The 25,051-nt window shown below is 71.9% G+C and carries 19 protein-coding genes and 1 tRNA gene; 4 read left to right on the plus strand and 16 right to left on the minus strand.

Annotation, left to right across the window (positions count from 1 at the left end):
- Positions 1-32: 32 nt before the first annotated feature.
- The 9 genes from IR212_RS10050 to IR212_RS10090 all read right to left on the minus strand — a co-directional run bounded on the left by IR212_RS10050 (position 33) and on the right by IR212_RS10090 (position 8,768).
- Positions 33-1,346, minus strand: a complete 1,314-nt coding sequence (locus IR212_RS10050; protein ID WP_194395792.1) for a D-arabinono-1,4-lactone oxidase — start codon at positions 1,344-1,346, stop codon at positions 33-35.
- Entirely contained in the window at positions 1,343-2,575 is a 1,233-nt protein-coding gene (locus IR212_RS10055; protein WP_194395793.1) for an alanine racemase, read from the minus strand. The genes IR212_RS10050 and IR212_RS10055 overlap by 4 nt, the downstream gene beginning before the upstream one ends.
- A 106-nt stretch (positions 2,576-2,681) precedes the next feature.
- Positions 2,682-2,755 (minus strand) — tRNA-Leu (locus IR212_RS10060).
- A gap of 64 nt (positions 2,756-2,819) precedes the next feature.
- Complete coding sequence (locus tag IR212_RS10065; RefSeq protein WP_420488596.1) at positions 2,820-4,265, minus strand: NAD(P)/FAD-dependent oxidoreductase; 1,446 nt, start codon at positions 4,263-4,265, stop codon at positions 2,820-2,822.
- Positions 4,266-4,286: 21 nt separating this feature from the next.
- Positions 4,287-5,552, minus strand: coding sequence for a S8 family serine peptidase (locus IR212_RS10070; protein WP_194395794.1), 1,266 nt, complete (start codon positions 5,550-5,552; stop codon positions 4,287-4,289).
- Positions 5,549-6,067 (minus strand): DUF501 domain-containing protein, encoded by a 519-nt coding sequence (locus IR212_RS10075; RefSeq protein ID WP_194395795.1) that lies wholly within the window; start codon positions 6,065-6,067, stop codon positions 5,549-5,551. Before IR212_RS10075 ends, IR212_RS10070 begins: the two co-directional genes overlap by 4 nt.
- A gap of 78 nt (positions 6,068-6,145) precedes the next feature.
- A complete protein-coding gene (locus tag IR212_RS10080) occupies positions 6,146-6,691 on the minus strand; it encodes an FtsB family cell division protein (protein WP_228479263.1) in 546 nt (181 codons plus the stop codon).
- Positions 6,692-6,723: 32 nt separating this feature from the next.
- Positions 6,724-8,004 carry a phosphopyruvate hydratase gene (gene eno, locus IR212_RS10085; protein ID WP_194395796.1) on the minus strand — a complete coding sequence of 427 codons (1,281 nt, stop codon included), beginning with the start codon at positions 8,002-8,004 and terminating at the stop codon, positions 6,724-6,726.
- 95 nt (positions 8,005-8,099) lie between these two features.
- Positions 8,100-8,768, minus strand: a complete 669-nt coding sequence (locus IR212_RS10090) for an O-methyltransferase (RefSeq protein WP_194395797.1) — start codon at positions 8,766-8,768, stop codon at positions 8,100-8,102.
- Between the two features lie 181 nt (positions 8,769-8,949).
- Between IR212_RS10090 and IR212_RS10095 the strand changes: the two genes are divergently transcribed.
- Positions 8,950-10,236, plus strand: coding sequence for an APC family permease (locus IR212_RS10095; RefSeq protein WP_194395798.1), 1,287 nt, complete (start codon positions 8,950-8,952; stop codon positions 10,234-10,236).
- Positions 10,237-10,307: 71 nt separating this feature from the next.
- Here IR212_RS10095 and hisS read toward each other — a convergent pair whose 3' ends face one another.
- Genes hisS through nhaA form a run of 3 tightly spaced genes read right to left on the minus strand, consistent with a single transcriptional unit; the run spans position 10,308 to position 13,571 of the window.
- A complete protein-coding gene (gene hisS / locus IR212_RS10100; protein WP_228479561.1) occupies positions 10,308-11,588 on the minus strand; it encodes a histidine--tRNA ligase in 1,281 nt (426 codons plus the stop codon).
- A gap of 31 nt (positions 11,589-11,619) precedes the next feature.
- The gene (locus IR212_RS10105) at positions 11,620-12,378 is read right to left on the minus strand and encodes a MazG nucleotide pyrophosphohydrolase domain-containing protein (protein WP_194395800.1); all 759 of its coding nucleotides are present in this window, start codon (positions 12,376-12,378) and stop codon (positions 11,620-11,622) included.
- The gene (gene nhaA, locus IR212_RS10110; RefSeq protein ID WP_194395801.1) at positions 12,375-13,571 is read right to left on the minus strand and encodes a Na+/H+ antiporter NhaA; all 1,197 of its coding nucleotides are present in this window, start codon (positions 13,569-13,571) and stop codon (positions 12,375-12,377) included. Before nhaA ends, IR212_RS10105 begins: the two co-directional genes overlap by 4 nt.
- A gap of 162 nt (positions 13,572-13,733) precedes the next feature.
- Between nhaA and IR212_RS10115 the strand changes: the two genes are divergently transcribed.
- Both IR212_RS10115 and IR212_RS10120 read left to right on the plus strand, forming a co-directional pair.
- Complete coding sequence (locus tag IR212_RS10115) at positions 13,734-16,406, plus strand: phosphoenolpyruvate carboxylase (protein ID WP_194395802.1); 2,673 nt, start codon at positions 13,734-13,736, stop codon at positions 16,404-16,406.
- A gap of 67 nt (positions 16,407-16,473) precedes the next feature.
- Positions 16,474-16,644: a hypothetical protein gene (locus IR212_RS10120; protein ID WP_194395803.1), complete on the plus strand. Its 171-nt coding sequence runs from the start codon at positions 16,474-16,476 to the stop codon at positions 16,642-16,644.
- Positions 16,645-16,702: 58 nt separating this feature from the next.
- Here IR212_RS10120 and IR212_RS10125 read toward each other — a convergent pair whose 3' ends face one another.
- The 3 genes from IR212_RS10125 to IR212_RS10135 form a co-directional block, all read right to left on the minus strand.
- Positions 16,703-17,410: a DUF2652 domain-containing protein gene (locus IR212_RS10125; protein WP_194395804.1), complete on the minus strand. Its 708-nt coding sequence runs from the start codon at positions 17,408-17,410 to the stop codon at positions 16,703-16,705.
- A 28-nt stretch (positions 17,411-17,438) separates the two neighbouring features.
- Positions 17,439-19,139 carry an MFS transporter gene (locus tag IR212_RS10130; protein WP_194395805.1) on the minus strand — a complete coding sequence of 567 codons (1,701 nt, stop codon included), beginning with the start codon at positions 19,137-19,139 and terminating at the stop codon, positions 17,439-17,441.
- 63 nt (positions 19,140-19,202) lie between these two features.
- Entirely contained in the window at positions 19,203-19,802 is a 600-nt protein-coding gene (locus tag IR212_RS10135) for a gamma carbonic anhydrase family protein (protein WP_194398637.1), read from the minus strand.
- Positions 19,803-19,992: 190 nt separating this feature from the next.
- On the opposite strand from IR212_RS10135, the gene gdhA reads away from it, so the two are divergent.
- The gene (gene gdhA, locus IR212_RS10140) at positions 19,993-21,375 is read left to right on the plus strand and encodes an NADP-specific glutamate dehydrogenase (protein ID WP_194395806.1); all 1,383 of its coding nucleotides are present in this window, start codon (positions 19,993-19,995) and stop codon (positions 21,373-21,375) included.
- Between the two features lie 28 nt (positions 21,376-21,403).
- Here gdhA and mfd read toward each other — a convergent pair whose 3' ends face one another.
- Positions 21,404-25,042, minus strand: coding sequence for a transcription-repair coupling factor (gene mfd, locus IR212_RS10145; RefSeq protein WP_194395807.1), 3,639 nt, complete (start codon positions 25,040-25,042; stop codon positions 21,404-21,406).
- Between the last annotated feature and the right edge of the window lie 9 nt (positions 25,043-25,051).

The following is a 25,051-nucleotide window of genomic DNA, read 5'->3' on the forward strand; positions in this document are numbered from 1 at the left end:
GAATCCCGGGCCCGGTCAGGGACTCTCAGGCGTTACCCACCGAGTACGCGCTCGAGGTACCGATTGCGGAAGAGCCGGTCGGGGTCGAGGCGATCGCGGAGGGCGACGAAGTCGTCGAAGCGCGGGTATCTCGATCGCAGAGCGGCGGCGTCGAGGGTGTGCATCTTGCCCCAGTGCGGCCGCCCATCCAGGCGCAGCATGATCTCCTCCACCGCCTCGAAGTACTCCCCCGGGTCCTGGCGCCAGTAGCGGTGCACGGCGATGTAGCCGGAGTGCCGCCCGTGCGCGGTGGACAGCCAGCGGTCGTCGGCGGCCGCGACGCGGACCTCGATCGGCCAGCCGATGCGCCAGCCGCGCTCGTCGATCACGGCACGCACCGCGTCGAAGGCGGGGCGGAGATGCTCGATCGGGACCGCGTACTCCATCTCGCGGAACCGCACCGATCGGTGCGTGGCGAAGACCCGGTCCGAGGCATCCGTGAACTCCCGGTCGCCCCAGATCCGCGTCGACAGCCGGTTGATCGGGGGGACGAGCGTGGGAAGGACGGTGCCGGCGGCGCACGCCAGGTCATGCACGCCGCCCCCGACGAGCGTTTCGTCCACCCACCGGCGCACCGGCGACAGCGGCTGCCGGGGCGCGCTCTCGGGCAGGCGCGTGTTGGTCTTGGTCATGGCACGCTCGGTGTGGGGGAACCAGTAGAACTCGAAGTGGTCGTCGCCTGCGATGCGATCCGCGAGTTCCCCGAGCACCCCGTCGAGTGGCTCGGGCCGTTCCACCGCCTGCAGCACGAAGGCGGGGACGCACTGCAGCGTCACCTCGACCAGGATGCCCAGCGCACCCAGCCCGAGCGCGACCGCGGGGAGCAGCTCGGCGTTCTCCTCGTCTTCGACGCGGAGCAGGTCCCCCGTCGCCGTGACGAGGGTCGCCCCGACCACCTGGGCTGCGATGCCGCCGAACCGCGCACCGGTGCCGTGCGTTCCCGTCGAGATGGCGCCGGCGATCGACTGCTGGTCGATGTCGCCGAGGTTCTCCATCGCCAGGCCGTAGCGCGCGAGCAGGCCCGGGACGCGATGCAGGCGCGTGCCCGCCAGCAGCGTCACGCGCGAGCGCTCGACGTCAACCGAGACGAGACCGCTGAGATCCGTCAGTTCGAGCAGCACCCCGGGTGGGACCGCGATCCCGCTGAAGCTGTGACCGGCGCCCACCGCCTTGATCGGCAGTCGCTGGGCGGCCGCCGCGACGACGGCGCGCTGCACCGCCGCGACCGTGCGCGGATACTCGACCCGCTGCGGCCGGGCCGACTCGGTGCGTGCCCAGTTGCGCCACACTCCCCCCGGACGCGTCACAGGAACGCCTTCCCTTCGCCTCGGTACGTCGCCGCCTCGGCGATGACGGCGCCGTCGCCGACCACGTGATAGCGATCGACGCGCTCGGCGAGCTCACCGCTCTTCGCATGGCGGAACCACACCCGGTCCCCGACCGCGAGAGCGCGCGCGGCCTCGCCGCGCAACGGTGTCTGCACCTCGCCGGCTCCCTCCCGTGGGGCCGTACGCAGGTCCTCCGGCCAGACGGCCCGTGGCTGCCGCGACGACAGCGCCGGACCGGAGGCGATCCACCCGCCGCCGAGCACCGTGGCGACATCCGCGGCGGGTTTCCGCACCACGTCGAGCGCGAACGCCGCCGCGGGCGCGGGGTGGAAGGCGCGGTAGCCGTCGAAGAGGTGCCCCGCGAGCAGGCCGCTGCCGGCGGTGACCTCGGTGACGGATTGATCGGATGCCGTCACCTCGAGCGAGCCCGTGCCGCCGCCGTTGACGAACTCGAGCGGAGCGACGTCCCGCAGTCCGGTCACGATCGCGGCGCGACGCTCGAGCAGCTCGGCGGCGGAGCGTCGCTGCATCCACCGGATCACGGCATCGCCGGCGCCGGTGTTGTCACCCTGCCCGGCGATCTGGGCCTCGTACATCATCAGCCCGACGAGCCGGAACCCGGGCCGCGCCGCGATCGACCGCGCCAGCGCGCTGACCTCGGCGGCCTCGTGGACCGGCGAGCGGAGCACGCCGATGTGACCGAGGCCCGGGGCGCGCCAGGAGGCGTCGGCGTCGATCGCGACCCGGATCTCCGGCCGCATGGCCGGGGCCCGGACGGCGTCGACGAGATCGAGCTGCGCCAGGTCGTCCACCATGATCGTGACGCGCTGCGCCGCGCGGTCGTCTGCGGCGAGCGCCGCGATGGCGCTGCGATCCGCCGTGGGATAGCCCATGACGATGTCGTCGTGGTCGGCGGCGAGCCAGAGCGCCTCCGCCAGCGTGAACGCCAGCAGGCCGCGATAGCCGGGAAGCGTGAGCACCGCGTCGATCACCTCGCGCACCCGCACGGACTTCGTCGCGACGCGGATGGGAACACCGCCCGACCGCACCGCGAGATCGAGCGTGTTGTAACGGAGCGCTCCGGCGTGGATCACGGCGACGGGGCCGCTGAGATCGGCGACGGCGCGGCTCATCTCACCCCAGTACGCGGCGGGGTGACTCCACGGCTTCGTCGACGGCGAGGTGGACGACAGCAGGTCGAGACTCATCCGGCTCGCCTCGGGTGCGCGCGCATCGCACCAGACTACGGCCAGCGGCACGGTGTGCAGAAACACCTGCCGGGGCGGCGCATCGGTGAGCGCGCGGTGGGTCCGGTACCCCCGGTGGGATTCGAACCCACACTGGAGCGAGTTTAAGTCGCCTGCCTCTGCCGGTTGGGCTACGGGGGCGGTCGCCGAGACACGGATGCCGCAGGGTCATCCTCTCAGATGAGCCTGCGGCACCCGTTCCACATCAGTTGGCGGCGACCTTGCCGGCGTCGGCTGCAGCTTTGGCCGGGGCCTTGGTCGCCGGCGCCTTGCGCGCCGGTGCCGGCTTGTCGGCGGGCGCGGCCTCGACCGGCTGCGGCGGGCGCGGCCGTGCGGCGAACTCTTCGAAGACGTAGCGGGGGTTCTGCACCGTCGACAGGTTCACCAGGTCGCGGCCCAGCCAGAAGTTGTTCCACCAGCCCCACAGCACGCGCCACTTGCGCTCCCACGACGGCATCGCCAGGCCGTGGTAGCCACGGTGGGCGAGCCACGCGATCGGGCCCTTCAGCGCGAGGTTGCCGGACTGGAAGACGCCCACCCACAGGCCGAGGCCCGCGACGGCGCCGAGGTTCTTGTGGTAGTACTCGCGCGGGAGCTCGCCCCGCAGTACCGCCACCAGGTTCTTCGCGAGGAGCTTGGCCTGCCGCACCGCGTGCTGGGCGTTGGGGACGCAGTATCCGCCCACTCCGCCGCCCGAGAGGTCCGGAACTGCCGACACGTCACCGGCGGCCCACGCGCCTTCGACGACCTCGTCCTCGGTGCCCACCCGCAGATCGGCGCGCGTGCGGATGCGGCCGCGCTCCTCGACGGGCAGGTCGCCACCGCGCACCACCGTGGGATTCGCCATGACGCCGGCGGTCCAGATGATGAGGTCGCTGGGGATGGTCTCGCCGGTCGACAGCTCGATGTCACCGCCGACGGCACCGGTGACCTGCGTGTCGAGGTGAACCGACGCACCGCGCTGCGCGAGGTTCTTGAGGACCCACTCGCTGGTCTTGAGCGAGACCTCGGGCATGATGCGCCCCATCGCCTCGATCAGATGGAAGTGCGTGTCGTCGAACGTCAGCTGCGGGTAGCTCTTGACCAGTGCCGATGCCAGCGAGCGCAGCTCGGCGAAAACCTCGATGCCGGCGAAACCGCCGCCGACCACGACCACCGTTAGCAGCCGGTCCCGCTCGGGGCCCGGGGGGAGGGTCGACGCCTTGTCGAAGTTCGACATCAGCCGGTCGCGGATCGCGACGGCCTCCTCGATCGTCTTGAGCCCGATGGCGTTGTCGGCGATGCCGGGGATGGGGAAGGTCCGCGAGACGGCACCGGCGGTCACGACGATCTGGTCGTACGCGAACTCGTAGGGCTCGCCCGCGATGGGGGTGATCGTGGCGACCTTGTTCGCGTGGTCGATGCCGGTGACCTTGGCGGCGAGGACGTTCGTCTTCTTGAGGTGACGGCGCAGCGCCACCACCGAGTGGCGTGCTTCGATGGAGCCCGCCGCGACCTCGGGGAGGAACGGCTGGTAGGTCATGTAGGGCAGCGGGTCGACGATCGTCACGTCCGCCTCGCCCTTGCGCAGATGCTTCTCGAGCTTCCAGGCCGTGTAGAAGCCTGCGTATCCGCCACCGACGATGAGGATCTTGGGCACGGTTTTGGTCACGTTTGGAGTACTCCTCCTGTGTCAGCGGCTCGGCGCGCGGGACGCCAATCGGATGCGTCGGACAGCTGCGGTGACGCCGAGCGCCACCAGTATAGCCGTCGCCGTGAGCATGGTGAGCGGCAGGGTGCCGTACAGCACGGTGTTCCGGTCGGGCAGCAGCGGCGAGGTCAGACGCGTCGGCGCGTCCGGTTGCGGAAGCGCCGGGACGGGGGCGCTCGCCTGCGGCTCCTCGGTGGCGGGAGCTGCCGGAGCCCGCCGGTACAGCCGCACCCAGTCCGAGAGACTGCCCATGGGATTGGCGCTGACGACGGCGACCTCGGCCGACACGGCGGCCGCGGCATCCACCAATCCCGCCCCGTAGAGCAGCCGCACCTCGTCGGTGTCGCCGACGGGCTTGGCCGTCTTCACGATCCGGTTGATCACGTTGGCGGCGTCCAGGTCGGGGTGAGCCGCGCGCACCAGCGCCGCGATGCCGGCCACGATCGGCGCGGCGCCGCTCGTGCCGTTCCAAGACACCAGCGTCGAGTCCGCGGAGACGCCGATCAGCTCCTCGCTGGGGGCCGAGACGCCGATGGTGATGCCCTGGGTCGACGCGTCGACGCTCGCCCGTCCGGACCGGTCGACACCGCCCACCGTCAGCACGCCGGGGATCGTCGCGGGCGCCCCCACCTTGGTCGTGCCGCTCCCGCGGTTGCCCGCGGCCACCACGACGACCACGTCGTTCTCGAACGCGTAGAGGAACGCGTCGTCCCAGCTCTCCGGCCAGTCCGGCACGTTGGTGGTCAGCGACATGTTGATGACATCGGCACCGTTGTCGACCGACCAGCGGATGGCTTCGGCGATCTGGTCGGCGAACGGCCGCTTGGCCGACGAGCCGAAGGCGACCGACACCGAGAGCAGCTGCGCCTCCGGTGCCACGCCGATCATGCCGGTGGTCGGCCCCGTGCCGCGGCCGGCGGCGAGCGAGGCGACCCAGCTGCCGTGGTCGGCGTCGACGGCCCCGACCGGCGTCCGCCCGTCGGGCGAGCCGGCGCCCGAGACATCCGTGCCGGCGGCCACCGCGCCGGTGAACTCGATGGGACCGCGCCCGATCCCGGTGTCGATCACGGCGATCCGCACGCCGGAGCCGCGGGTCGTCTGCCACGCCTTCTCGATGCCGTAGTCGTCGAGCCAGTACTCGGCGGCACGCACCGGATCCTCCGCGGCCGGCGCGGCGGCGGGAGCCGCCGCGACGAGGGCGAGCGCGGTCGCAGCCGAGGCGACGGCGCCGACGAGGCGACGGATCATCCGCCGGATCCCGGGTGGGCGCAGACGCAGCGCTCGGGCGACCACGACGACATCGTCAGGGCCCGGTCGCCGATCGGATTGACGCCGGGGCCGGCGGCGAGGGCGTGGCCGGCGAGGGCGTGGAGGCACTTCACCCGCGTGGGCATGCCGCCGGCCGAGATTCCCTCGATCTCGGCGACGGTGCCGTACGCGGCGCGGTCGCGGAGATACGCCTCATGGGCCAGCCGATAGGCAGCGGCGACCTCCTCGTCCTCGGCGAGGAGGTCCGAGAGCTCCCGCATGACATGGTCGGCTTCGAGCATCGACATCGCCGCGGTCGCCGCCGGATGGGTGAGGTAGTAGAACGTCGGGAAGGGCGTGCCGTCGGGCAGGCGCGGCGACGTCGCGACGACCGTGGGGTTGCCGCACACGCAGCGCGCCGCGATCCCGACGACGCCGCGGGCGGGCCGCCCGAGCTGCTCGCGGAGAACGGTGAGATCGGCGTCGCTGACAGGGGGGAACGGCGAGGTCGTCACGATTCCAGGCTAGCGGCGGCGCCTGGCAGGGTCCTGGACTGCTCCCGGAAGACGAGCGGATGCCTCATCCCGCTGCCGCTACGGCGTCGGCGTCGGCTCGGGATCGGGGACGCCGACGGTCAGCGGCGCGACGGTCCGGGCGAGTCCCGCCTCGGTCAGCGACCGCACGAGCTGCGTCATCCAGTCCGAGCGGGCCGCTTCCAGCTCCTCGCTCACCGGGGCCTGCTCCTGCGGTTCGAGCTCAGGCGGCAGATCGTCGTCGACGAGGTAGACGACCTCGCCGGGCCGCACGTAGTACAGCCGCTCACGCGCCTGCGTGGTGATGTAGGCGGGGTCCTGCCAGCGCTCCCGCTGCGACTCCAGCTCGGCCACCTCGTCCCGGCTGACCTCGACCGACTCTTCGAGGGCGGCGATCTGCTGCCGCTGATCGAGGTACGTGCCGATGGTGGGAACCAGCACGAAGGCCGCGAGCACCACGAGCCCCATCATGATCACCATGAAGCCGGAGAGGCGGATGCCGCCGAGCCACGCCCGCACATCCACCGGCGCCCGGCCGCCGACCGCACGCCGACGGGCACCGGGCGTCTGCCGGGTACGGGAAGGGGGAGCCGTCGTCCTGGTCACGGCTCCCCCTTCCCTACGTCGTCCTCAGCGCATCAGCCCTGGAAACGGGGGAATGCTCCGCGGCCCGCGAACACCGCGGCCTCGCCGAGTTCCTCTTCGATCCGCAGAAGCTGATTGTATTTCGCCACGCGCTCGCTGCGAGCGGGCGCGCCGGTCTTGATCTGACCCGCGTTCACCGCGACGGCCAGGTCGGCGATCGTGGTGTCCTCGGTCTCACCCGAACGGTGCGACAGCATCGAGCGGTAGCCGTTCTGAGTCGCCAGCGCGATCGCGTCGAGCGTCTCCGACAGCGTGCCGATCTGGTTCACCTTGACCAGCAGCGCGTTGGCCACGCCGAGGTCGATCCCCTTCTGCAGGCGCGTGGGGTTGGTGACGAAGAGGTCGTCGCCGACGAGCTGCACCTGCGTGCCGATCTTGTCGCTGAGCGCCTTCCAGGCGTCCCAGTCGTCCTCGGCGAGGGCGTCCTCGATCGTGACGATCGGGTAGTTGGCCACCAGGTCGGCGAAGTAGTCCGTCAGCTGCTCGGCCGACCACGGCTTGCCTTCGACGGTGTACACGCCGTCCTTGAAGAACTCCGTGGCGGCGACGTCGAGGCCGACCGCGATGTCGCGGCCCGGCGTGAAGCCGGCCTTCTCGATCGCCTGGATGAGGAAGTCGAGGCCTTCGCGGTTGCTGGGCAGGTCGGGTGCGAAGCCGCCCTCGTCGCCGAGGCCCGTCGCGAACCCGGCTGCCTTCAGCTCGCCCTTGAGGACGTGGTAGACCTCCGTACCCCAGCGCAGTGACTCCGCGTAGGTCTCGGCGCCGATCGGCGCGAGGAAGAACTCCTGGAAGTCGATCCCGTTGTCGGCGTGCTCGCCGCCGTTGATCACGTTGAACAGCGGCACGGGGAGGACGTGCGCGTTCGGTCCGCCGAGGTAGCGGAACAGGGGCAGGTCTGCCGAGTCGGCGGCGGCCTTCGCGACGGCGAGGGACACGCCGAGGATGGCGTTGGCGCCGGTGCGCGACTTGTTCTCGGTGCCGTCGGTGGCGATGAGGATCTCATCGATGACGCGCTGCTCGCTCGCCTCGACGCCCTCGATGGCCGGGCCCAGCTCGTCGATGACGGCCGCGACCGCCTTCAGCACGCCCTTGCCGCTGTAGCGGCTCTTGTCGCCGTCGCGCAGCTCGTACGCCTCGAAGGCGCCGGTCGACGCGCCGGAGGGGACGGCCGCGCGCTGCACGATGCCGTCATCGAGCAGCACCTCCACCTCGACGGTCGGGTTTCCGCGCGAGTCGAGGATCTCGCGCGCGCCTACAGCCTCGATCTGTGCCACAGGGTCTCTCCTTGCTTGTGGAGCGTGAATCGTCGGAGCGTCGTCGGTCCGCACCCGAGTCTAGTGATGACGGATGCCCCGGCCAGGGGCATCCGTCACACGACCAGCGCAATGGCGATGCCGTCGTAGCCTTTCGCATCCAGGGTCTGAATCGCTGTGGCGTCGAAGCGCGGGTCCCGGCTGAGCATCTCGAGGCCGCGCTGCACCCCGATGACCTGGGGATTCTCGGTCGCGGGGTTCGCGACCTCACCGCCGCGCACGGTGTTGTCGACCATCACCACCGTGCCCGGCCGGCCGAGGCGCGCCGCCCAGTCGAGGTAGATCGTGTTGGACTCCTTGTCGGCGTCGATGAACACGAGGTCGAACGGCTCGGCGCCCTCCAGCGTGGGCAGCACCTCGGCGCCGCGGCCCAGCTTGATCTCGACCCTGTCGCCGACGCCCGCCCGGTCGAGATTGGCGCGCGCGATCTCGGCAGTGCGCGGCTCCGCCTCGATCGTCACCACGAGGCCGCCCTCCGGGACGGCGCGCGCGAGCCAGATGGTCGAGTATGCGCCGAGCGTGCCGATCTCGAGCACGCGCCGGGCCCCCGACATCCGTGCGATGAGGTGCAGCAGCTTGCCGTTGACGGGTGCGACCTCGATCGCGGGGAGACCGGCCTCGTTCTGATCGGCCACCGCCCGCTCGAGGCCCTCGTCGTGGCCGACGAGCAGCTCGGTCAGGTAGGCGTCGACCCGGCGCCAGGTGTCGGGTGTGGGATCGGGCATGCCCACACTCAATCCGTCCCCGCCCCGGGCCGTCAAGGGCGGGGCAGCGCATCCGGGTCGGCGCGGCGAGGCGTGGCCTTCGCAGTCCCCCGGGCGAGTTCCCCGGCGTGAAAGCCGCAGCGCGTCGAACGCGGTCGGCGACCGGAACCCCGCGTTCCCGCGGGCGCGCTAGGGTTCGGCCGTGACATCCCCTTCCCTGCAGCGCCGGCTCGGACTCGGCGACGCCGTGTTCATCGGACTCGGCTCGATGATCGGCGCGGGCGTCTTCGCCGTGTGGGCACCGGCGGCGGGTGCGGCGGGCACCGGCCTGCTCATCGGCCTCGCGCTCGCCGCCGTCGTGGCGTTCGGCAACGCGACCTCGTCGGCGCAGCTCGCCGCCGCGCACCCGACGTCGGGCGGGACGTACGCGTACGGACGCGCGGAACTCGGCCCGTGGTGGGGGTTCGTCGCCGGGTGGGGGTTCGTGATCGGCAAGATCGCGAGCTGCGCCGCGATGGCGCTGACCTTCGCCGCCTATGCCGCACCGAGCGGGTGGGAGCGACCCGTCGCCGTCGCCGCCGTCGTCGTGCTCACCGGGGTGAACTGGTTCGGCGTGACCCGCACCGCCGGGGTCGCCCGCGTGATCGTCGTCGTATCGCTCGGTGCGCTCGCCGCCGCCGTCACCGCCGCCTTCTCGGCCGGCGCGACGCCGGACTGGTTCACGGCCGCCGAGCTGTGGTCGGGCGGCGGCTACGGCATCCTGCAGTCCGCGGGCCTGCTGTTCTTCGCGTTCGCGGGGTACGCGCGGATCGCCACCATGGGCGAGGAGGTGCGCGACCCGCGTCGCGTGATCCCGCGGGCGATCGTCGTCGCATTCCTCATCGCGTTCGCGGTGTACGCCGTCGTCGCCGTCGCCGTGCTGAGCGCGTTGGGCCCCGACGGCGTCGCCGCGTCCACCGAGCCCGTCGCGGCTGCGGCCGCGACCTCGGGATGGACCTGGATCCAGCCGGTCGTGCGCATCGGCGCCGCTGCGGCGTCGCTCGGCGCGCTGCTCGCGCTGATCGCCGGGGTGAGCCGCACGGCCTTCGCGATGTCCCGCGAGCGTGACCTCCCCCGCCTCCTCGGCGCGGTCCATCCCCGCTGGCACGTGCCGCACCGGGCCGAGCTCGCCGCCGGCGCGGTCGTGGTGCTGCTCGTCGCGCTCGTCGACCTGCGCGGGGCGATCGGCTTCTCGTCGTTCGGCGTGCTGCTGTACTACTTCGTCGCCAACGTCGCCGCCTTCCGCCAGCGCGGCGACGCCCGTCGGTATCCCGCGGCGCTGCAGGTCGTCGGCGGGCTCGGATGCCTCGTCCTGGCCGTGACGCTGCCCTGGCAGTCCGTCGTGGCCGGCGTGCTGGTCGTCGCCGGCGGAGTCGCGTACCGGTTCGCGCGCCTGGCGGCCGGCGCCGAGGGGCCTGGTCGCCGGCAGAACTCCACGGATGCGGGCTGATCCGGCCCGGGCGCGGCGGGAATCTGCCGCCGAGCGCGCGATCGCGTGGAGTTTCGCAGGCTGCTCGGCCGCTACCCGAGCGGCTTGACCTCGATCGCCTCCGCCGCGGCCCCGGGGCCGACCGTGGCGAAGGCGGTGTAGCCGTCCGCCGCGGCGCGCTCCAGCAGCGCCTTGAGGTTCTTGGTCCGCTGCTCGAGGCGGACGCGCGAGCCCTGGCGCACGAGCGCGGCCTTGTGGGCGAGCAGCTCCCCCTCGGGCACGTCGCGGTCGTGGACGAGGACGACGGCCGGAGCCGCGGCATCCGTCCGCTCGGCGACGAGGTCGACGATGCGCTCGAAACCGATCGAGAACCCGACCGCGGGCGCATCCTGGCCGAGGAATCGGCCGATCATGCCGTCGTAGCGGCCGCCGCCGCCGAGCGAGTACTCCACCGAAGGGTGGGCCAGCTCGAAGATCGTCCCGGTGTAGTAGCCCATGCCGCGCACCAGGAACGGGTCGAAGACGACGGGGATGTCGCCGGGGTCGCCGAGCGCGGCCGGCTCGGCCGCACGGGCCGCAGCCACCGCCTGCCCGATGCCCACGAGCTCGGCCACGACGTCGTCGGGAGCGCCGTCGGGGAGGGCCTTGCGGATCTGGCGGTCTCCGAACGGGTGGTGTTCGAGGGTCGTCGGCCGACGCAGGAACGACTCGAACGCGTCGACGGCGGCCGTGTCCGCTCCGCGGTCGCGCAGCTCGGCGACGACGCCCTCGGGCCCGAGCTTGTCGAGCTTGTCGATCGTGATCAGGACGCCCGGACGCTCGTCGACGCCGAAGCCGAAGCTGTCGAGCATCCAGTCGAGCAGCCGGCGGTCGTTGATGCGCACGCTGCCGCCCTCGAGCCCCAGCGCGTCGAGAGTGTCGAGCGTGGCGACCACGAGCTCGGCCTCGGCGCGCGGCGTCGGGTCGCCGATGATGTCGATGTCGCACTGCACGAACTGGCGGTAGCGCCCCTTCTGCGGCCGCTCGGCGCGCCACACCGGTGCGATCTGGACGGCGCGGAACACGGCGGGAAGCTGTCCGCGGTTGGTCGCGTAGAAGCGCGCCAGGGGGACGGTGAGGTCGTAGCGCAGGCCGAGGTCGGTGAGGGCGGTGGGGTCGTCCGCGGCGGCACGGATCGCCTCGGCGTCCAGCCCGCGCCGCAGCACGTTGTAGGCGAGCTTCTCGTTGTCGCCGCCGATCCCGGCGTGCAGCCGCGCGTACTCCTCCATCACGGGCGTCTCGATCTCGTCGAACCCGTGCGCGCGATAGCGCTCGCGGATCACGGCGAGGACGCGCTCGCGACGGGCCTTCTCAGCGGGGAGGAAGTCGCGCATGCCGCGCGGCGGATTGACGGATGCCACGCGCCTATCCTTCCAGGTCCTCCGAGGTCCCCTCGGCGTCGCGGATGTCCTGCTGCAGCCGCCGCAGTCGCTCGCGCAGCGCGCGCTCGGCGTCCCATCCGTTCTCGCGGGCCGCGGCGACGAGGTCGAGCAGCGCCTCGCCGAGCTCGGCTTCCGTCGTCGGCACGCCCCGGCCGGGTTGCCGAGCCAAGGGATCCGCGTCGAGACCGGGGGCGTCGCCCCCGGTCTCGACGGGAACCCCCTGGCTCGACGGCGCGGCAGGTGCGCCGACGTCCCCGATCCCGACACGGGATGCCTTCGACAGCAGCTTCTGGGCGAGGGCGAGGCTCGGCATCCGCTCGCTCACGCCTTCCAGCACCGAGCGCCGGTGGTGCTTCTCGGCGGCCTTGGCGGCGTTCCAGTGGACGAGCACCTCCTCGGGCGTGGTCGCCACCGCGTCGCCGAAGACGTGCGGATGCCGCCGCACCATCTTCTCGGTCAGCCCGCGGGCCACATCGTCGATGTCGAAGGGCGCTGCCGCGTCGCGCGAGGCGATCTCGGCGTGGAAGAGCACCTGCCACAGCAGGTCGCCGAGCTCCTCGCGCAGCTCGTCGCGCGTGCCGTCCTCGACGGCGTCGATGAGCTCCGCGCTCTCCTCAACCAGGTACGGGATGAGCGCGCGGTGGTCGATCTGCTGCGTCCACACGCAGCGGTCGCGCACTGCGCGCATGACGTCGGCGGCGGCGCGCAGCGGGTCCGGCTCGGCAGCCTCCCCGGCGCTCATGCGATCTGCCCCTCGGCGACGTCCTGCGGCGGCAGCTCCTCATCCCGGGACGCCGGCCGCACTCGGCGGTAGTGGCGGGCGCGCTGCGCGACGAGGACCGCCGCCAGCACGATAGAGATGGCGGAGCCGCCCAGCACCCCGAGCGTCGCCTCATCGCGCAGGAGCGGCTCCCCCGCGAAGGCGAGCTCCGACAGCAGCAGCGACACGGTGAAGCCGATGCCTCCGAGTGCGCCCGCCGCCAGCAGGTCGGCCAGCGACAGATGCGGTGTCGCCCCGCGGTTGCCCACGCGCAGCGAGATCCAGCCGGCGACCGAGATGCCGATGATCTTGCCGACCGGGAGCGCCACGAGGATCCCCCAGAACGCCGGCGACAGCTGTGCCGGAGACACCGAGGGGATGACGACGAGCGCCGCCGAGAAGGCGAACAGCGGCAGCACGATGCCGTTGACCCACGGCTCGAGCTCATGGCGCGTGCGCAGAGCCGGGCGCTGCGCCATCGCCAGGCCGAGCGCCACGCCCGCGATCGTGGCGTGCACGCCGGACTTGTACACGAGCACCCAGGTCGCGATCGCGAGCACGCCGAGCACGATCGCGATGGGCACCCGCCCACGCGTGTCGAGCTGACGGCTCAGCACGCCGAACACGACCACGACGATCGCCGCGACGGCGAGCAGGCCCATGTCGACGTCGTTCGTGAAGAGCACCGCGATGAAGACGATGCCGACGATGTCGTCGAGGATCGCCAGGGCGAGCAGAAAGATGCGGATGCCGGAGGGGAGCCCTCTGCCGAAGACGGCGAGCACGCCCAGCGCGAAGGCGATGTCGGTCGCGGTCGGGATGGGCCACCCGTCGACGGCCTCGGATCCGGCCGCGAACAGGAGGAAGACGCCGATCGGCACGATGACGCCGCCCGCGGCGGCGATGGCCGGCTGCAGCGCCTTGCGCGCGGAGTTGAGCTCGCCGTTGGTCAGCTCGTACTGGAGCTCGACCGCCACGATGAAGAAGAACACGGCGAGGAGTCCGTCCTGCACCCAGTGCCCCACCGACAGCTCCAAGACACCGGGCACGCCCACATACGTGTCCTTGACGGCTGCGATCTCGGGCCCCAGGGGCGAGTTCGCCAGCACGAGCGCGAGGATCGCCGCCGCGAGGAGGATGATCGCCGGAAAGCGGGCGGAGCGCAGCAGCGACACACGGGTCCTTTCGTCGAGCGTCGGTTTCCGGCGCCGAGGCACCGCGCCGACCAGACTTCCCGGCACACCAGAGCCCCAGTCTATCCACGGGCGGCTCGTCGGCCGCCGTCACACAGCGTCCCGCGTGACATGGCCGAAACGGGGCGCCGTTAGCCTGGACGGATGCGCGAACTGACCCACACCGAAGCGATCGACCTCGTCGGGCGGTACGAGGCGGAGCAGGCGATTCCCGAGCAGATGCGCGGCGACGTGCGCATGCTGGGAACGCTGCTCGGGCAGGTGCTGCGCGAGAGCGGATCGGCCGGGCTGTACGAGGATGTCGAGCGCCTGCGCACCGCGACGATTCAGGCGTACACCGACGAGACTCCCGAGGCCTTCGCCCGCGCCGCCGCGATCGCCGAGTCGTTCACGGTCGCCCGCGCCGACGAGGTGGCGCGGGCCTTCACCGCCTACTTCCACCTCGTGAACCTCGCCGAGGAGCATCAGCGGGTGCGGATCCTGCGGGAGCGCGACGGGCGCCCTGATCGCGAGGAGGCGACCGACTCCGTCGCGGCGGCGTTCGTCCGCCTCGCGGCCGAGGTCGGCGACGACACCGCGCTGCAGCGCCTCCAGGCGATGCGCTTCCATCCCGTTTTCACGGCGCATCCGACCGAGGCGCGTCGCCGAGCGGTGTCGTCGAGCATCCGCCGCCTCGCCGCACTCCTCGAGGAGCACGACCAGTCGCTGCGGAACGGCGCCGATCAGCGCCGCGCCGAGCGTCGCATGCTGGAGGAGATCGACACGCTGTGGCGCACCGCCCCGCTGCGGCCCGAGAAGCCCTCCCCCACCGACGAGGTGCGCGCGGTGATGGCGGTCTTCGACGAGACGCTGTACACCGCCGTCCCGCACGTGTACCGCCGTGTGGACGACGCGCTGCAGGGTCCCGCGGCGGGAGGCCGGGCGCCGGTGGTGCGTCCGTTCGTGCGCGTCGGCTCGTGGGTGGGCGGCGACCGTGACGGGAACCCGTTCGTGACGGCATCCGTCACCCGCAAAGCCTCCGCGATCGCCAGCGAGCATGTCCTCCTCGGACTCGAGCGCACGGCGAACCGGATCGGCCGGACGCTGACGCTGGATGCCGCGACCACGCCTCCGAGCGACGCTCTGGTCGCCCTGTGGCAGCGGTTGAGGGCCGCCGACGAGGACGCGGCGAAGGAGATCGCCAAGCGCTCCCCCGACGAGCCTCACCGTCGGATCCTGCTCCTCATCGCCCGCAAGATCGAGGCGACTCGTCTCCGCGACGCCGACCTGGCCTACCGGGATCCCGAGCAGCTCCTCGCCGACCTGCGGGTGGTTCAGGACTCCCTCGTGCAGGCGGGCGCGCCCCGCCAGGCGTACGGGCACCTCCAGCAGCTGCTGTGGCAGGTCGAGACCTACGGGTTCCACCTGACCGAACTCGAGGTGCGCCAGCACTCGGCCGTGCACGCCAAGGTCCTCGCCGAGTTGGAGGCGGGCGGTCCTCGCAGCGAGCTGGCCGAGGAGGTGCTCGACGTCATCCGCACCGTCGGATTCCTTCAGGAGCGCTACGGTCCGCGCGCCGCCGGCCGGTACATCGTGTCTTTCACGCGGTCCGCCGACGACCTCGCGGCGGTGCACCGGCTGGCTCGCTTCGCCGTCGGTCCCGACGGCACGACGCCGGTGCTCGACGTCATCCCGCTGTTCGAGACCTTCGCGGACCTCCAGGCGGCGCCCGCCATCCTGGCCGAGATCGTCCAGCACCCCGAGTTCGCCGCACGGCTGGAGGCCACCGGCCGACGGCTCGAGGTCATGCTCGGCTACTCGGACTCGTCGAAGGACGTCGGTCCCGTCGCGGCGAACCTCGCGCTGTACGAGGCGCAGGCGAAGATCGCCGCGTGGGCCGACGAGAACGGCATCGAGCTCACGCTGTTCCACGGTCGCGGCGGGGCCCTCGGCCGGGGCGGCGGGCCGGCCAACTCCGCGATCCTCGCCCAGCCGCCGCACTCGGTGGACGGACGGTTCAAGCTCACCGAGCAGGGCGAGGTCATCTTCGCGCGCTACGGGGACCCCGCCATCGCGATGCGCCACGTCGATCAGGTGGCCGCGGCGATCCTGCTGGCATCCGCGCCGTCGAACGAGGAGCGCAACCGCGCGGCGGCGGACCGGTTCGCGAGCGTCGCGGCGACGATGGACGCCGCATCCCGTGAGCGCTTCTTCTCGCTGGTGAAGGCGCCCGGCTTCGCGCCGTGGTTCGCCCGCGTCACTCCGATGGAGGAGATCGGCCACCTGGCGCTGGGTTCGCGCCCCGCCCGGCGCGGGCTGTCGGTCGAGTCGCTCGAAGACCTCCGCGCCATCCCGTGGGTGTTCGCGTGGACGCAGGCGCGCATCAACCTGGCCGGCTGGTTCGGGCTCGGCACGGCCCTGGATCGGGTCGGTGACGAGGAGCTGCTGCAGCGGGCCTACCGGGAGTGGCCGCTGCTGCGCACGCTGATCGACAACGTCGCCATGAGCCTGGCCAAGACGGACGACCGCATCGCCCGCCACTACCTCGAGCTCGGCGACCGGGAGGACCTCGCCGCGCTGGTGCGCGACGAGATGCAGCTCACGCGCGACTGGGTGATCCGGGTCACCGGCGGCACCGAGCTGCTCGGCAACAAGCCCGTCCTCCAGCGTGCGGTCAAGATGCGCAGCCCCTATGTCGACGCGCTGTCGCTGCTGCAGCTGCGCGCGCTGCGGGCGCTTCGCGCCACGCCTGAGGGCGCGCCGGCGGACCCGGAGCTGCAGCGCCTGCTGCTGCTGTCGGTGTCGGGCGTGGCCGCCGGCCTGCAGAACACCGGGTGAGCCGCGGCGCGCGCGACACGCCCGCGGTGAGCCGCGGATCGGCGCGCCGCCGGCGTACGGTGGCCGCATGGCCCGGATCGTGGTCGCCGAAGTCTGCCCTCACTGCGGGTCACTCGATGTGCGGGTGACCGAGCCGAGGTGGTTCCGGATCGAATGGGATCGCCGGCACTCGCTCGACGAAGGCTGGGTCGACCGTCTGGAGTTCTGCTGCCGCGACTGCGGCATCATCTGGTCCTGATCCGGAGGATGTCGGATGCCGCGGCCTCCGGCATCCGTCGCTGCCTCGTCCGCCCCGGCTATCGCTTCCGGCGGGGCTTCTTCGCTCCGATCATGTAGGGCATGCCCCGCCCCACCGCCGAGAACGTGCTGCCGAGCCGCGCGCGCCACGTGGCCTCCCGCACCACGGGGGCGACCCCGTCGAGATCGGAGACGTCGAAGGCGTAGGCATGGACGCCGCCGATCCCCTCGATGTCGGGAGAGATCTCGTCCACTGCGGCCGGGAGGGCTGCCGCCGGCGGTGTGCAGAGATCGTCGGTGAGCAGCAGGTACTCGGGAATCGCGACCGGATTCTTCAGCAGGCGGTGCACGATGATGACGTCGACGCCGACCAGCTTGGAGCGGCCGCGGATGCTCTGCGTGGCGACCTCGCCGACGTGGGCGACGAACTTCAGCTTCAGATCGCGAGCTTCGCGGCAGCCGCCACACGGGCACAGGTTCTGCACGACGTACTCGCGCTCGAGATGGAAGGCGCGATGCATCGCGACGGCCACGCGCACGATATCGCCCAGCACGATCTCGGGCGCCCGAGACCCGGTGGGCGCCGAGAGGAAGGCCGCGTCGCCCTCGATCTCTACCAGGTCGAAGCCGCGTGCGGCCCGGACGATGCTCTCCAGCATCCTGGACGTGTTCACCTCGGCGTGCGCCAGGCTCATGCGATGGGACCCCATGTACTGCGTGTAGCCGCCGATGTCGGCGATGATCAAGGCTGTCCGTGTCGTCGTCATCGTCTGTGCCCCCGTGCTGCGCGTGCTGTCATGTTTCGGCGCCCTCCTGGCCGGGCAGGTCGCCGATCCCACCCTGCGGCGCATAGCGCCCGAGCTGATGGTCCACTCCTTCGGATGCGGCGCGCGCGCTGGGTCCATACCCCATGACGATCTCCACAAACCGCTCGCCGTCCAGCGCCTCGAGCCGCAGGTCGGTGCGGGCGACGACGGTCGCGGTGCGCCGGGTGCGGCGCAGCAGCGCGATCTCGCCGAAACCCTCGCCCGCGCCCAGGGTGGCCACCACCCGGCCGTCGCCGATCACATCCGCCTCGCCCTCCGAGATGACGAAGTAGCGTTCGCCGACATCTCCCGCCGCGAACACCGCACGCCCCGCTGCCACGTGGACCGGCTGGAGCCTCCGGGCGATCTGCTCGATCGCCGGTAGCGTCAACGGCTGGAACATCGGCACCCGCCGCAGCAGCTCGACGTCGTCGTCCAGCGCTCCGACAGCGCGATCCAGTCGCCGCAGCCGCCCCCACGAGAGCACTGCCAGCACGGGGCAGACCAGCCCGACGCCGATGAGCGCCGCCTCTAGGCCGAACCATGCGATCAGGCCCGACGCGAGGATGGAGCCCAGCCCGATGGAGACGACCACGAGGCTCTCCAGCACACCGAAGATCCGGGCCATGACCGCGTCCGGCGCCAGCCTTCCGAGCAGGGTGAACCCCGCCAGGTCGATCAGCGCATTGCCGACGCCGACGAAGGCGAGCAGCAACAGCGCAGCCGTCTGCTCGGGAAACACCCCGACGAGCGCGACCGGCAGCCCCCACAGCCCCACACCGACGGCGAACCACGCACCCAGCCGCCCAGTCCCCACGAGCAGCGATGCTGCCAGCGACCCGACCACCGCGCCCACTCCGACCGCGGCCATGAGCGCGCCGGCGCCCGACTCCCCCATGCCCAGCAGCTCGATGGCGACGACCACGGAGAACACCGTGAGCGCACCGCGAGTCATCGACTGGGCAGCGGCCAGACCCAGGATGAGCTGAAGATCGGGACTCCGCCCCACCGCGCGGAGCCCGTCGGCCGCCTCCTTCAGCAGGTTCGGTCGAGGAGCGGGCGGTCTGGGGGGCGCATCGTATCGGACGCGGAACAGCAGCAGCGCCGCCCAGAAGGACGCCGCCGCCGCGACGACGAAGACGACGGAGACGTCGGCGACCGCGAGCAGGACGGCGGCGATCAGCGGACCGACGAGGGTGGCGATCGAGTCGAGCAGACCACGCACCACATTCGCGCTCGCCAGTTCGTATCCGCTCCGCGACAACGTGGGCAGCAGCGCTGAGTGCGCCGGGCGGAACAGCGTCGCGGCGATCGTGGAGAGCACGGCGAGCGCGTACACCACGATGACCGGTCCCGCGGCGGCGATCACGAGTGCGGCCACCGCGGTCGCGGCACCTCGCAGCAGCGAGACCGTCACCAGGACGCGCTCTCGGCGGCCTCGGTCCGCGAAGGGTGACAGGACGGGCGCGAGCACCGCCGAGGGGAGCATGCGCAGCAGGCCGACCAGGCCCAGCGCGACCGCCCCACCCTCGTTGTACGCGACGATGCCGAGGGCGACGGTGAAGGCCCATTCGGCCGTCCACGCACCCAGGAAGCTCAGCTGCGCGCGCCGCAGGTTCGGGTTGCGCCAGTTGCTCGAGAAGGCTCCCGCAGCCTGTTCGAGCTTCGATCGGGTCCCCGGACGGCCCATGGACCGACCATAGATCCTCGATCGCGCGCTGACCAGGTGCCGTGGCGTGCGCGCCGGGTGGCCTCAGTCGACCCGGCGGTCGTGGACGTGGCGGGCGAGGCTCCGACCGTAGCGCTCGGTGAGCTGCACCATGAGGTCGGGCGTCTCGCGGTCGAGGCCGAAGACGTAGCCGGGGAAGTCGAGCTCGCGCTGCGCCGCCCAGATCTCCTCGTGCCGGTCCGGCGAGAGGATCTGCACCGGATGCCCCACGGCGACCCACCCGATCGGCACGGTCGAGTCCGGGGGCAGCGTGGTCCGCAGGTGCACCACGCCGTTGATGCGCACCTCGCTGCGGGCACCGAGATACGCGCCGTTGAACACGCGCGTCCCCGTCGCGAGGAAGACCTCCTCCTCCACCACCGCACCCGAGATGCTGGCCATGGGCCCGACCAGGACGTGGTCGGCGATGTGCGCCGGGTTCGTCGCGGTGGCGCGGATGAGCGCGTTCTCCATCACGATGACGTTCGTGCCGAGCGTGATCGCGCCGCCCTCCGCGGTCACGACCGCCCCGTGGAGGATCTGGCAGTCGGGGCCGATCACGACGTCGCCGCTGATCACCGCCGTCGGAGCGACGACCGCGTCGGGGTGGATCCGGGGGCTGACCCCGAGGTGCTCGAATCGCATCATGCCTCCTCGCCTGCCCCGGCGCGTCGTCGCGCCGGAGCCGCTCGGTTCACAGCGTAGTGCGATCCCCCCGCGGCCCTGAGTGCCGCCCGGGGCCCGAGCGCTGTCACACGGGCCGCCTGCCGCCGGGGCGTGGGTAGGGTGAAATGGCGCCGCTTCGGCACATCGCTCCACCCCCGAAAGCTTCCCCATGTCTCCTGCGCTGCCCGCCACCTCGGCCCCCACACCCCTGACCGCCTCCGAGTCCATCCGTCTCGTCCTCGACACGGTGGAGCTGCGCAACCCGCACGAGCCCGAGTTCCTGCAGGCGGTGCACGAGGTCCTCGAATCCATCGCACCGGTGCTCGACGCGCATCCGGAGTTCGTCGACGGCGGCATCCTCGAGCGACTCGTGGAGCCGGAGCGACAGATCCTGTTCCGCGTGCCCTGGGTGGACGACGCCGGGCGCCTGCAGGTCAATCGCGGCTTCCGCGTGCAGTTCTCGTCCGTCCTGGGTCCGTACAAGGGCGGCCTGCGGTTCCACCCGTCGGTGAACCTGTCGATCATCAAGTTCCTCGGCTTCGAGCAGATCTTCAAGAACGCGCTCACGGGCCAGGGCATCGGCGGCGCGAAAGGCGGCAGCGACTTCGACCCCCACGGCAGGTCGGACGCCGAGATCATGCGGTTCTGCCAGTCGTTCATGAACGAGCTGTACCGCCACCTCGGGGAGCACACCGACGTGCCCGCCGGTGACATCGGCGTCGGCGCGCGCGAGATCGGCTACCTCTTCGGCCAGTACCGCAAGGTCACCAACCGTCATGAGTCCGGGATGTTCACGGGCAAGGGCGTGCAGTGGGGCGGCGCCGAGGTGCGCACCGAGGCCACCGGCTACGGCGCGGTGTTCTTCACCGCCGAGATGCTGGCCGTGCACGGCGAGTCGCTGCAGGGCAAGCGGGTCGGCGTCTCGGGCTCCGGCAACGTCGCGATCTACGCCATCGACAAGGCCCGGCAGCTCGGCGCGACGCCGGTGACGGCATCCGACTCCTCCGGCTTCGTCGTCGACGACGCCGGGATCGACGTGGACCTGCTCCGCCGGGTGAAGGAGGTCGAGCGCGCGCGCATCTCGGAGTACGCGGCGCGTCGACCCGGCGCGCGCTATGTCGAGGGCGCCCGCCCGTGGGAGGTGCCCGTCGACCTGGCGATCCCGAGCGCGACGCAGAACGAGCTCGACGCCGACGACGCGCGGGCTCTCATCGGCAACGGCGTGCGCGCGGTCGCCGAGGGCGCCAACATGCCCACCACGCCCGAGGCGATCGAGCTGTTCCAGGCGGCGGGCGTGCTGTTCGGCCCCGGCAAGGCGGCCAACGCCGGCGGCGTGGCGACCTCCGCCCTCGAGATGAGCCAGAACGCGGCCCGGCAGCGGTGGAGCTTCGACGACAGTGAGGCCAAGCTCCGGTCGATCATGGCCGACGTGCACGGGGCGGCGTTCGCCGCGGCCGAGAAGTTCGGCCGGCCGGGAGACTACGTGGTCGGTGCGAACTGCGCCGGGTTCGAGCGCGTCGCCCACGCGATGCTCGCCCAGGGCGTCATCTGAGTCCCGCCGGCGGCATGCGGCCCCCCCGTCAGACCGGGGCGTCTCCACCGGTTGCCGGCTCGGTCTTCTTCTCGGGCCACAGCTGCTCGATGAGCTGCGCCACCCACGCGATGAGCCCGTCGTCTCCGAGCGGCTCGCCGCCGGCGCTCGGCAGCGGCACGACCATCGCCTCGCCACCCGCCACGAGCTTCGCCTTCGGGTGCAGCCGCTGCAGGCGCACCCGCATCGAGTCGGGCAGGTTCGCCGGCGCGATGCGCAGGTTGGGACCCATCGCCACGACATCGGCGAGCCCCGCCTGCGCCGCGCGCCGCCGCAGCCGTGCCACCGCGAGCAGGCCCTCGACCTCCGCCGGCGGCTCGCCGTAGCGGTCGGTCAGCTCCTCGACGACGTGGTCGATCGCATCGGACGCCGCGGTGGCGGATGCCGCCGCCGACAGCTTCTGGTACGCCTCCAGCCGCAGGCGCTCGCTGTCGATGTACGACTCGGGGATGCGGGCCTCGACGGGCAGTTCGAGCCGCAGCTCCGTCGGTCCCTCGGTCTCGTCGCCGCGGAAGGCGGAGACGGCCTCGCCGATCATGCGGAGGTACAGATCGAAGCCGACGCCGGCGATGTGCCCGGCCTGCTCGGCGCCGAGGAGGTTGCCGGCGCCGCGCAGCTCCAGGTCCTTGAGCGCCACCTGCATCCCGGAGCCGAGATCGTTGTTGACCGCGATCGTCTCGAGCCGATCGGCCGCGGTCTCGCTCAACGGCTTCTGGTCGTCGTAGAGGAAGTAGGCGTAGGCCCGCTCACGGGCGCGCCCGACCCGACCGCGCAGCTGGTGCAGCTGGCTCAGGCCGTACTTGTCGGCGCGGTCGATGATGATGGTGTTGGCGTTGGAGATGTCGAGGCCGGTCTCGATGATCGTCGTCGAGACCAGCACGTCGGCCTTGCGCTCCCAGAAGTCGTCGACCACCTGCTCGAGCTGATGCTCGCCCATCTGCCCGTGCGCGACGGAGATGCGGGCCTCCGGCACCAGCTCGGCGAGCTGCGCGGCCACGCGCTGGATCGACTGCACGCGGTTGTGCACGTAGAAGACCTGCCCCTCGCGCAGCAGCTCCCGCCGGATCGCGGCGGCGATCTGCTTGTCGTTGCGCGGACCGACGTACGACAGGATCGGGTGCCGGTCCTCCGGAGGGGTCTGCAGCGTCGACATCTCGCGGATCCCGGTGACCGCCATCTCGAGGGTCCGCGGGATGGGCGTCGCGCTCATCGCCAGGATGTCGACGTTCGTCTTGAGCTTCTTCAGCTGATCCTTGTGCTCGACCCCGAAGCGCTGCTCCTCATCGATGATCATCAGACCCAGGTCCTTGAACAGCACCTTCTCGGTCAGGATGCGGTGCGTGCCGATGACCATGTCGACGGTGCCGTCGGCCAGCCCCGCGACCACCTCGCGCGCCTGCTTGTCGGTCTGGAACCGCGAGAGCGCCCGCACCTTGACGGGGAAGCCGGCGAAGCGCTCGGTGAACGTGTCGAGGTGCTGCTTGACCAGGAGCGTCGTCGGCACGAGCATCGCCACCTGCTTGCCGTCCTGGATGGCCTTGAAGGCCGCACGAACCGCGACCTCGGTCTTGCCGAAGCCGACATCGCCCGAGAGCAGCCGGTCCATCGGGATCGGCTTCTCCATGTCGGCCTTGATCTCATCGATCGTCTGCAGCTGGTCGGGCGTCTCGGCGAACGGGAACGCCTCCTCCAGCTCGCGCTGCCACGGCGTGTCGGGTCCGAACGCGTGACCCTTCGACGCCATGCGCGCGGAGTACAGCTTCACCAGCTCCACCGCGATGTCGCGCACCGCCCGCCGGGCCCGGCTCTTGGCCTGCGCCCAGTCGCTGCCGCCCATCTTCGACAGCGACGGCGCCTCCCCGCCGACGTAGCGCGAGAGGAGGTCCAGCTGGTCGGTCGGCACGAACAGCTTGTCGCCCGGGTAGCCGCGCTTCGAGGGCGCGTACTCCAGCACCAGGTACTCCCGCACGCTCTTGACCGCATTGCGCCCGCCGCTGGAGACCTCGCGCTGCGTGAGCTCGACGAACTTGCCGATCCCGTGCGTCGCGTGCACGACGTAGTCGCCCGTCTTGAGCTGCAGGGGGTCGACGACGGTCTTGCGTCGCGATGCGAGCTTCTTCACGACCCGGTTGTCGCCGCCGATCGTGCGGCCGTAGAACTCGGACTCGGTGAGCACCGCGAGCTTGGCGTCGGGCGACTGGAACCCTCGCTCCAGGACGCTCAGCACGACATGCGCCACGCCTGGCTCGGGGGCGTGCAGCACCTCGTCCACCCGGCGCGCGGCGATGCCGCGCTCGGCCAGGACGTCGCGAGCCCGCTCGACGAGCCCCGCACCCGAGGCCGCGACGACGACGCGCCAGCCCTCGGACAGCAGCGAGCCCACGTGCGCGGTGGCGCCTTCGACATTGCCCTGGAACGAGGGAATCGCCGTACCGGGGACGCGGATCGCGGCGGCCGCTTCGAGCGCGACATCGACGTCATCGTCGGCGGAGGTGTCGAGGAGTCCTTCGGCCGCGGCATCCGCCTCTCCGGAGTCGAAGGAGCTCAGCCGCCACCAGACACCGCCTCGCCGGTGGGCGGCGTCGCGCAGCTCGGGGAGCGTGAGGAAGTCGCCCGCGCCGAGGTCCACCGGCGTGCGCCCGCCGGCCGTCGCCGCGCTCCACGCGGCCTCCAGGAACTCGCGGTTGGTCTCACCGAGGGTGATCGCCCGGGTGACGGCGCGCTCGGGGTCGACGAGGGCGATCGCCGAGTGCTCGGGAAGGTAGTCGGCGAGGGTCACGAGGTCGTCGACGACCGCGGGAAGGAGTGACTCCATACCCTCGACGGGGATGCCCTCGGCCATCTTCTCGAGCATGCCGGCGAGTCCCGGGAACTCGTCCTTCAGCTGCCGGGCGCGCCCGCGCACGGTCTCGGTGAGCAGCAGCTCGCGGCTCGGCAGGAGCGTGACCTCGCGCACGTCGCCGGCGAGCGACCGCTGGTCGGCCACCGAGAACGCGCGGATCTGGTCCACCTCGTCGCCGAAGAACTCCACGCGGTACGGGTGGGCGGCCGTCGGCGGGAACACGTCCAGGATGCCGCCGCGCACGGCGAACTCGCCGCGGCGCGAGACCATGTCGACGCGGTGGTACGCCAGCTCCACCAGCCGCGACGACACGTCGCCGAGGTCATGGCCGCGGCCGCCGACGACGAGCTCGATCGGCTGCACGTCGGCCAGTCCCGGCGCCAGGGGCTGGATCGCCCCGCGCACCGAGGCGGTCACGACCAGCGGCGTGGCGGCGTCCCACCGCGCGATGCGCCGGAGGATGTCGAGGCGGGCGCCGACCGTCTCGGCACTCGGGCTGAGTCGCTCGTGCGGCAGCGTCTCCCAGGCCGGGAAGTGGAGCACCTCGGCACCGGGCAGAAGGGCCCCGAGAGCGGGCCCGAGGGATTCCGCCCGGCGTCCGGTCGGAGCGATCGCGAGCACCGCGGGCGGCCGGCCCGCAGCGCGTCGGCGCTCCAGCAGCGCGGCGAGGAGCGGGGCGTCGAGCCCTTCGACGAGCGAGAAGTCGGCGTCGACGGATGCCGCAGCCACGGCATCCCGGAACGGTTCAGTCTGTTCGAGGGCGCGCACGATCCCGGGAACTGTCACCGCACGAGT

The sequence above is a fragment of the Microbacterium atlanticum genome (assembly GCF_015277815.1).
GTDB classification, from domain to species: Bacteria; Actinomycetota; Actinomycetes; order Actinomycetales; family Microbacteriaceae; genus Microbacterium; species Microbacterium atlanticum.

Bases quoted from the DNA above. Each gene is read 5' to 3' on its own strand.
- IR212_RS10070 (WP_194395794.1), bottom strand. From the start codon at position 5,552: ATGATCCGTCGCCTCGTCGGCGCCGTCGCCTCGGCTGCGACCGCGCTC.
- IR212_RS10115 (WP_194395802.1), top strand. From the start codon at position 13,734: ATGCGCGAACTGACCCACACCGAAGCGATCGACCTCGTCGGGCGGTAC.
- IR212_RS10105 (WP_194395800.1), bottom strand. From the start codon at position 12,378: ATGAGCGCCGGGGAGGCTGCCGAGCCGGACCCGCTGCGCGCCGCCGCC.
- IR212_RS10130 (WP_194395805.1), bottom strand. From the start codon at position 19,139: ATGGGCCGTCCGGGGACCCGATCGAAGCTCGAACAGGCTGCGGGAGCC.
- IR212_RS10055 (WP_194395793.1), bottom strand. From the start codon at position 2,575: ATGAGTCTCGACCTGCTGTCGTCCACCTCGCCGTCGACGAAGCCGTGG.
- hisS (WP_228479561.1), bottom strand. From the start codon at position 11,588: ATGCGCGACTTCCTCCCCGCTGAGAAGGCCCGTCGCGAGCGCGTCCTC.
- IR212_RS10125 (WP_194395804.1), bottom strand. From the start codon at position 17,410: ATGACGACGACACGGACAGCCTTGATCATCGCCGACATCGGCGGCTAC.
- IR212_RS10090 (WP_194395797.1), bottom strand. From the start codon at position 8,768: ATGCCCGATCCCACACCCGACACCTGGCGCCGGGTCGACGCCTACCTG.
- gdhA (WP_194395806.1), top strand. From the start codon at position 19,993: ATGTCTCCTGCGCTGCCCGCCACCTCGGCCCCCACACCCCTGACCGCC.
- IR212_RS10135 (WP_194398637.1), bottom strand. From the start codon at position 19,802: ATGCGATTCGAGCACCTCGGGGTCAGCCCCCGGATCCACCCCGACGCG.
- IR212_RS10120 (WP_194395803.1), top strand. From the start codon at position 16,474: ATGGCCCGGATCGTGGTCGCCGAAGTCTGCCCTCACTGCGGGTCACTC.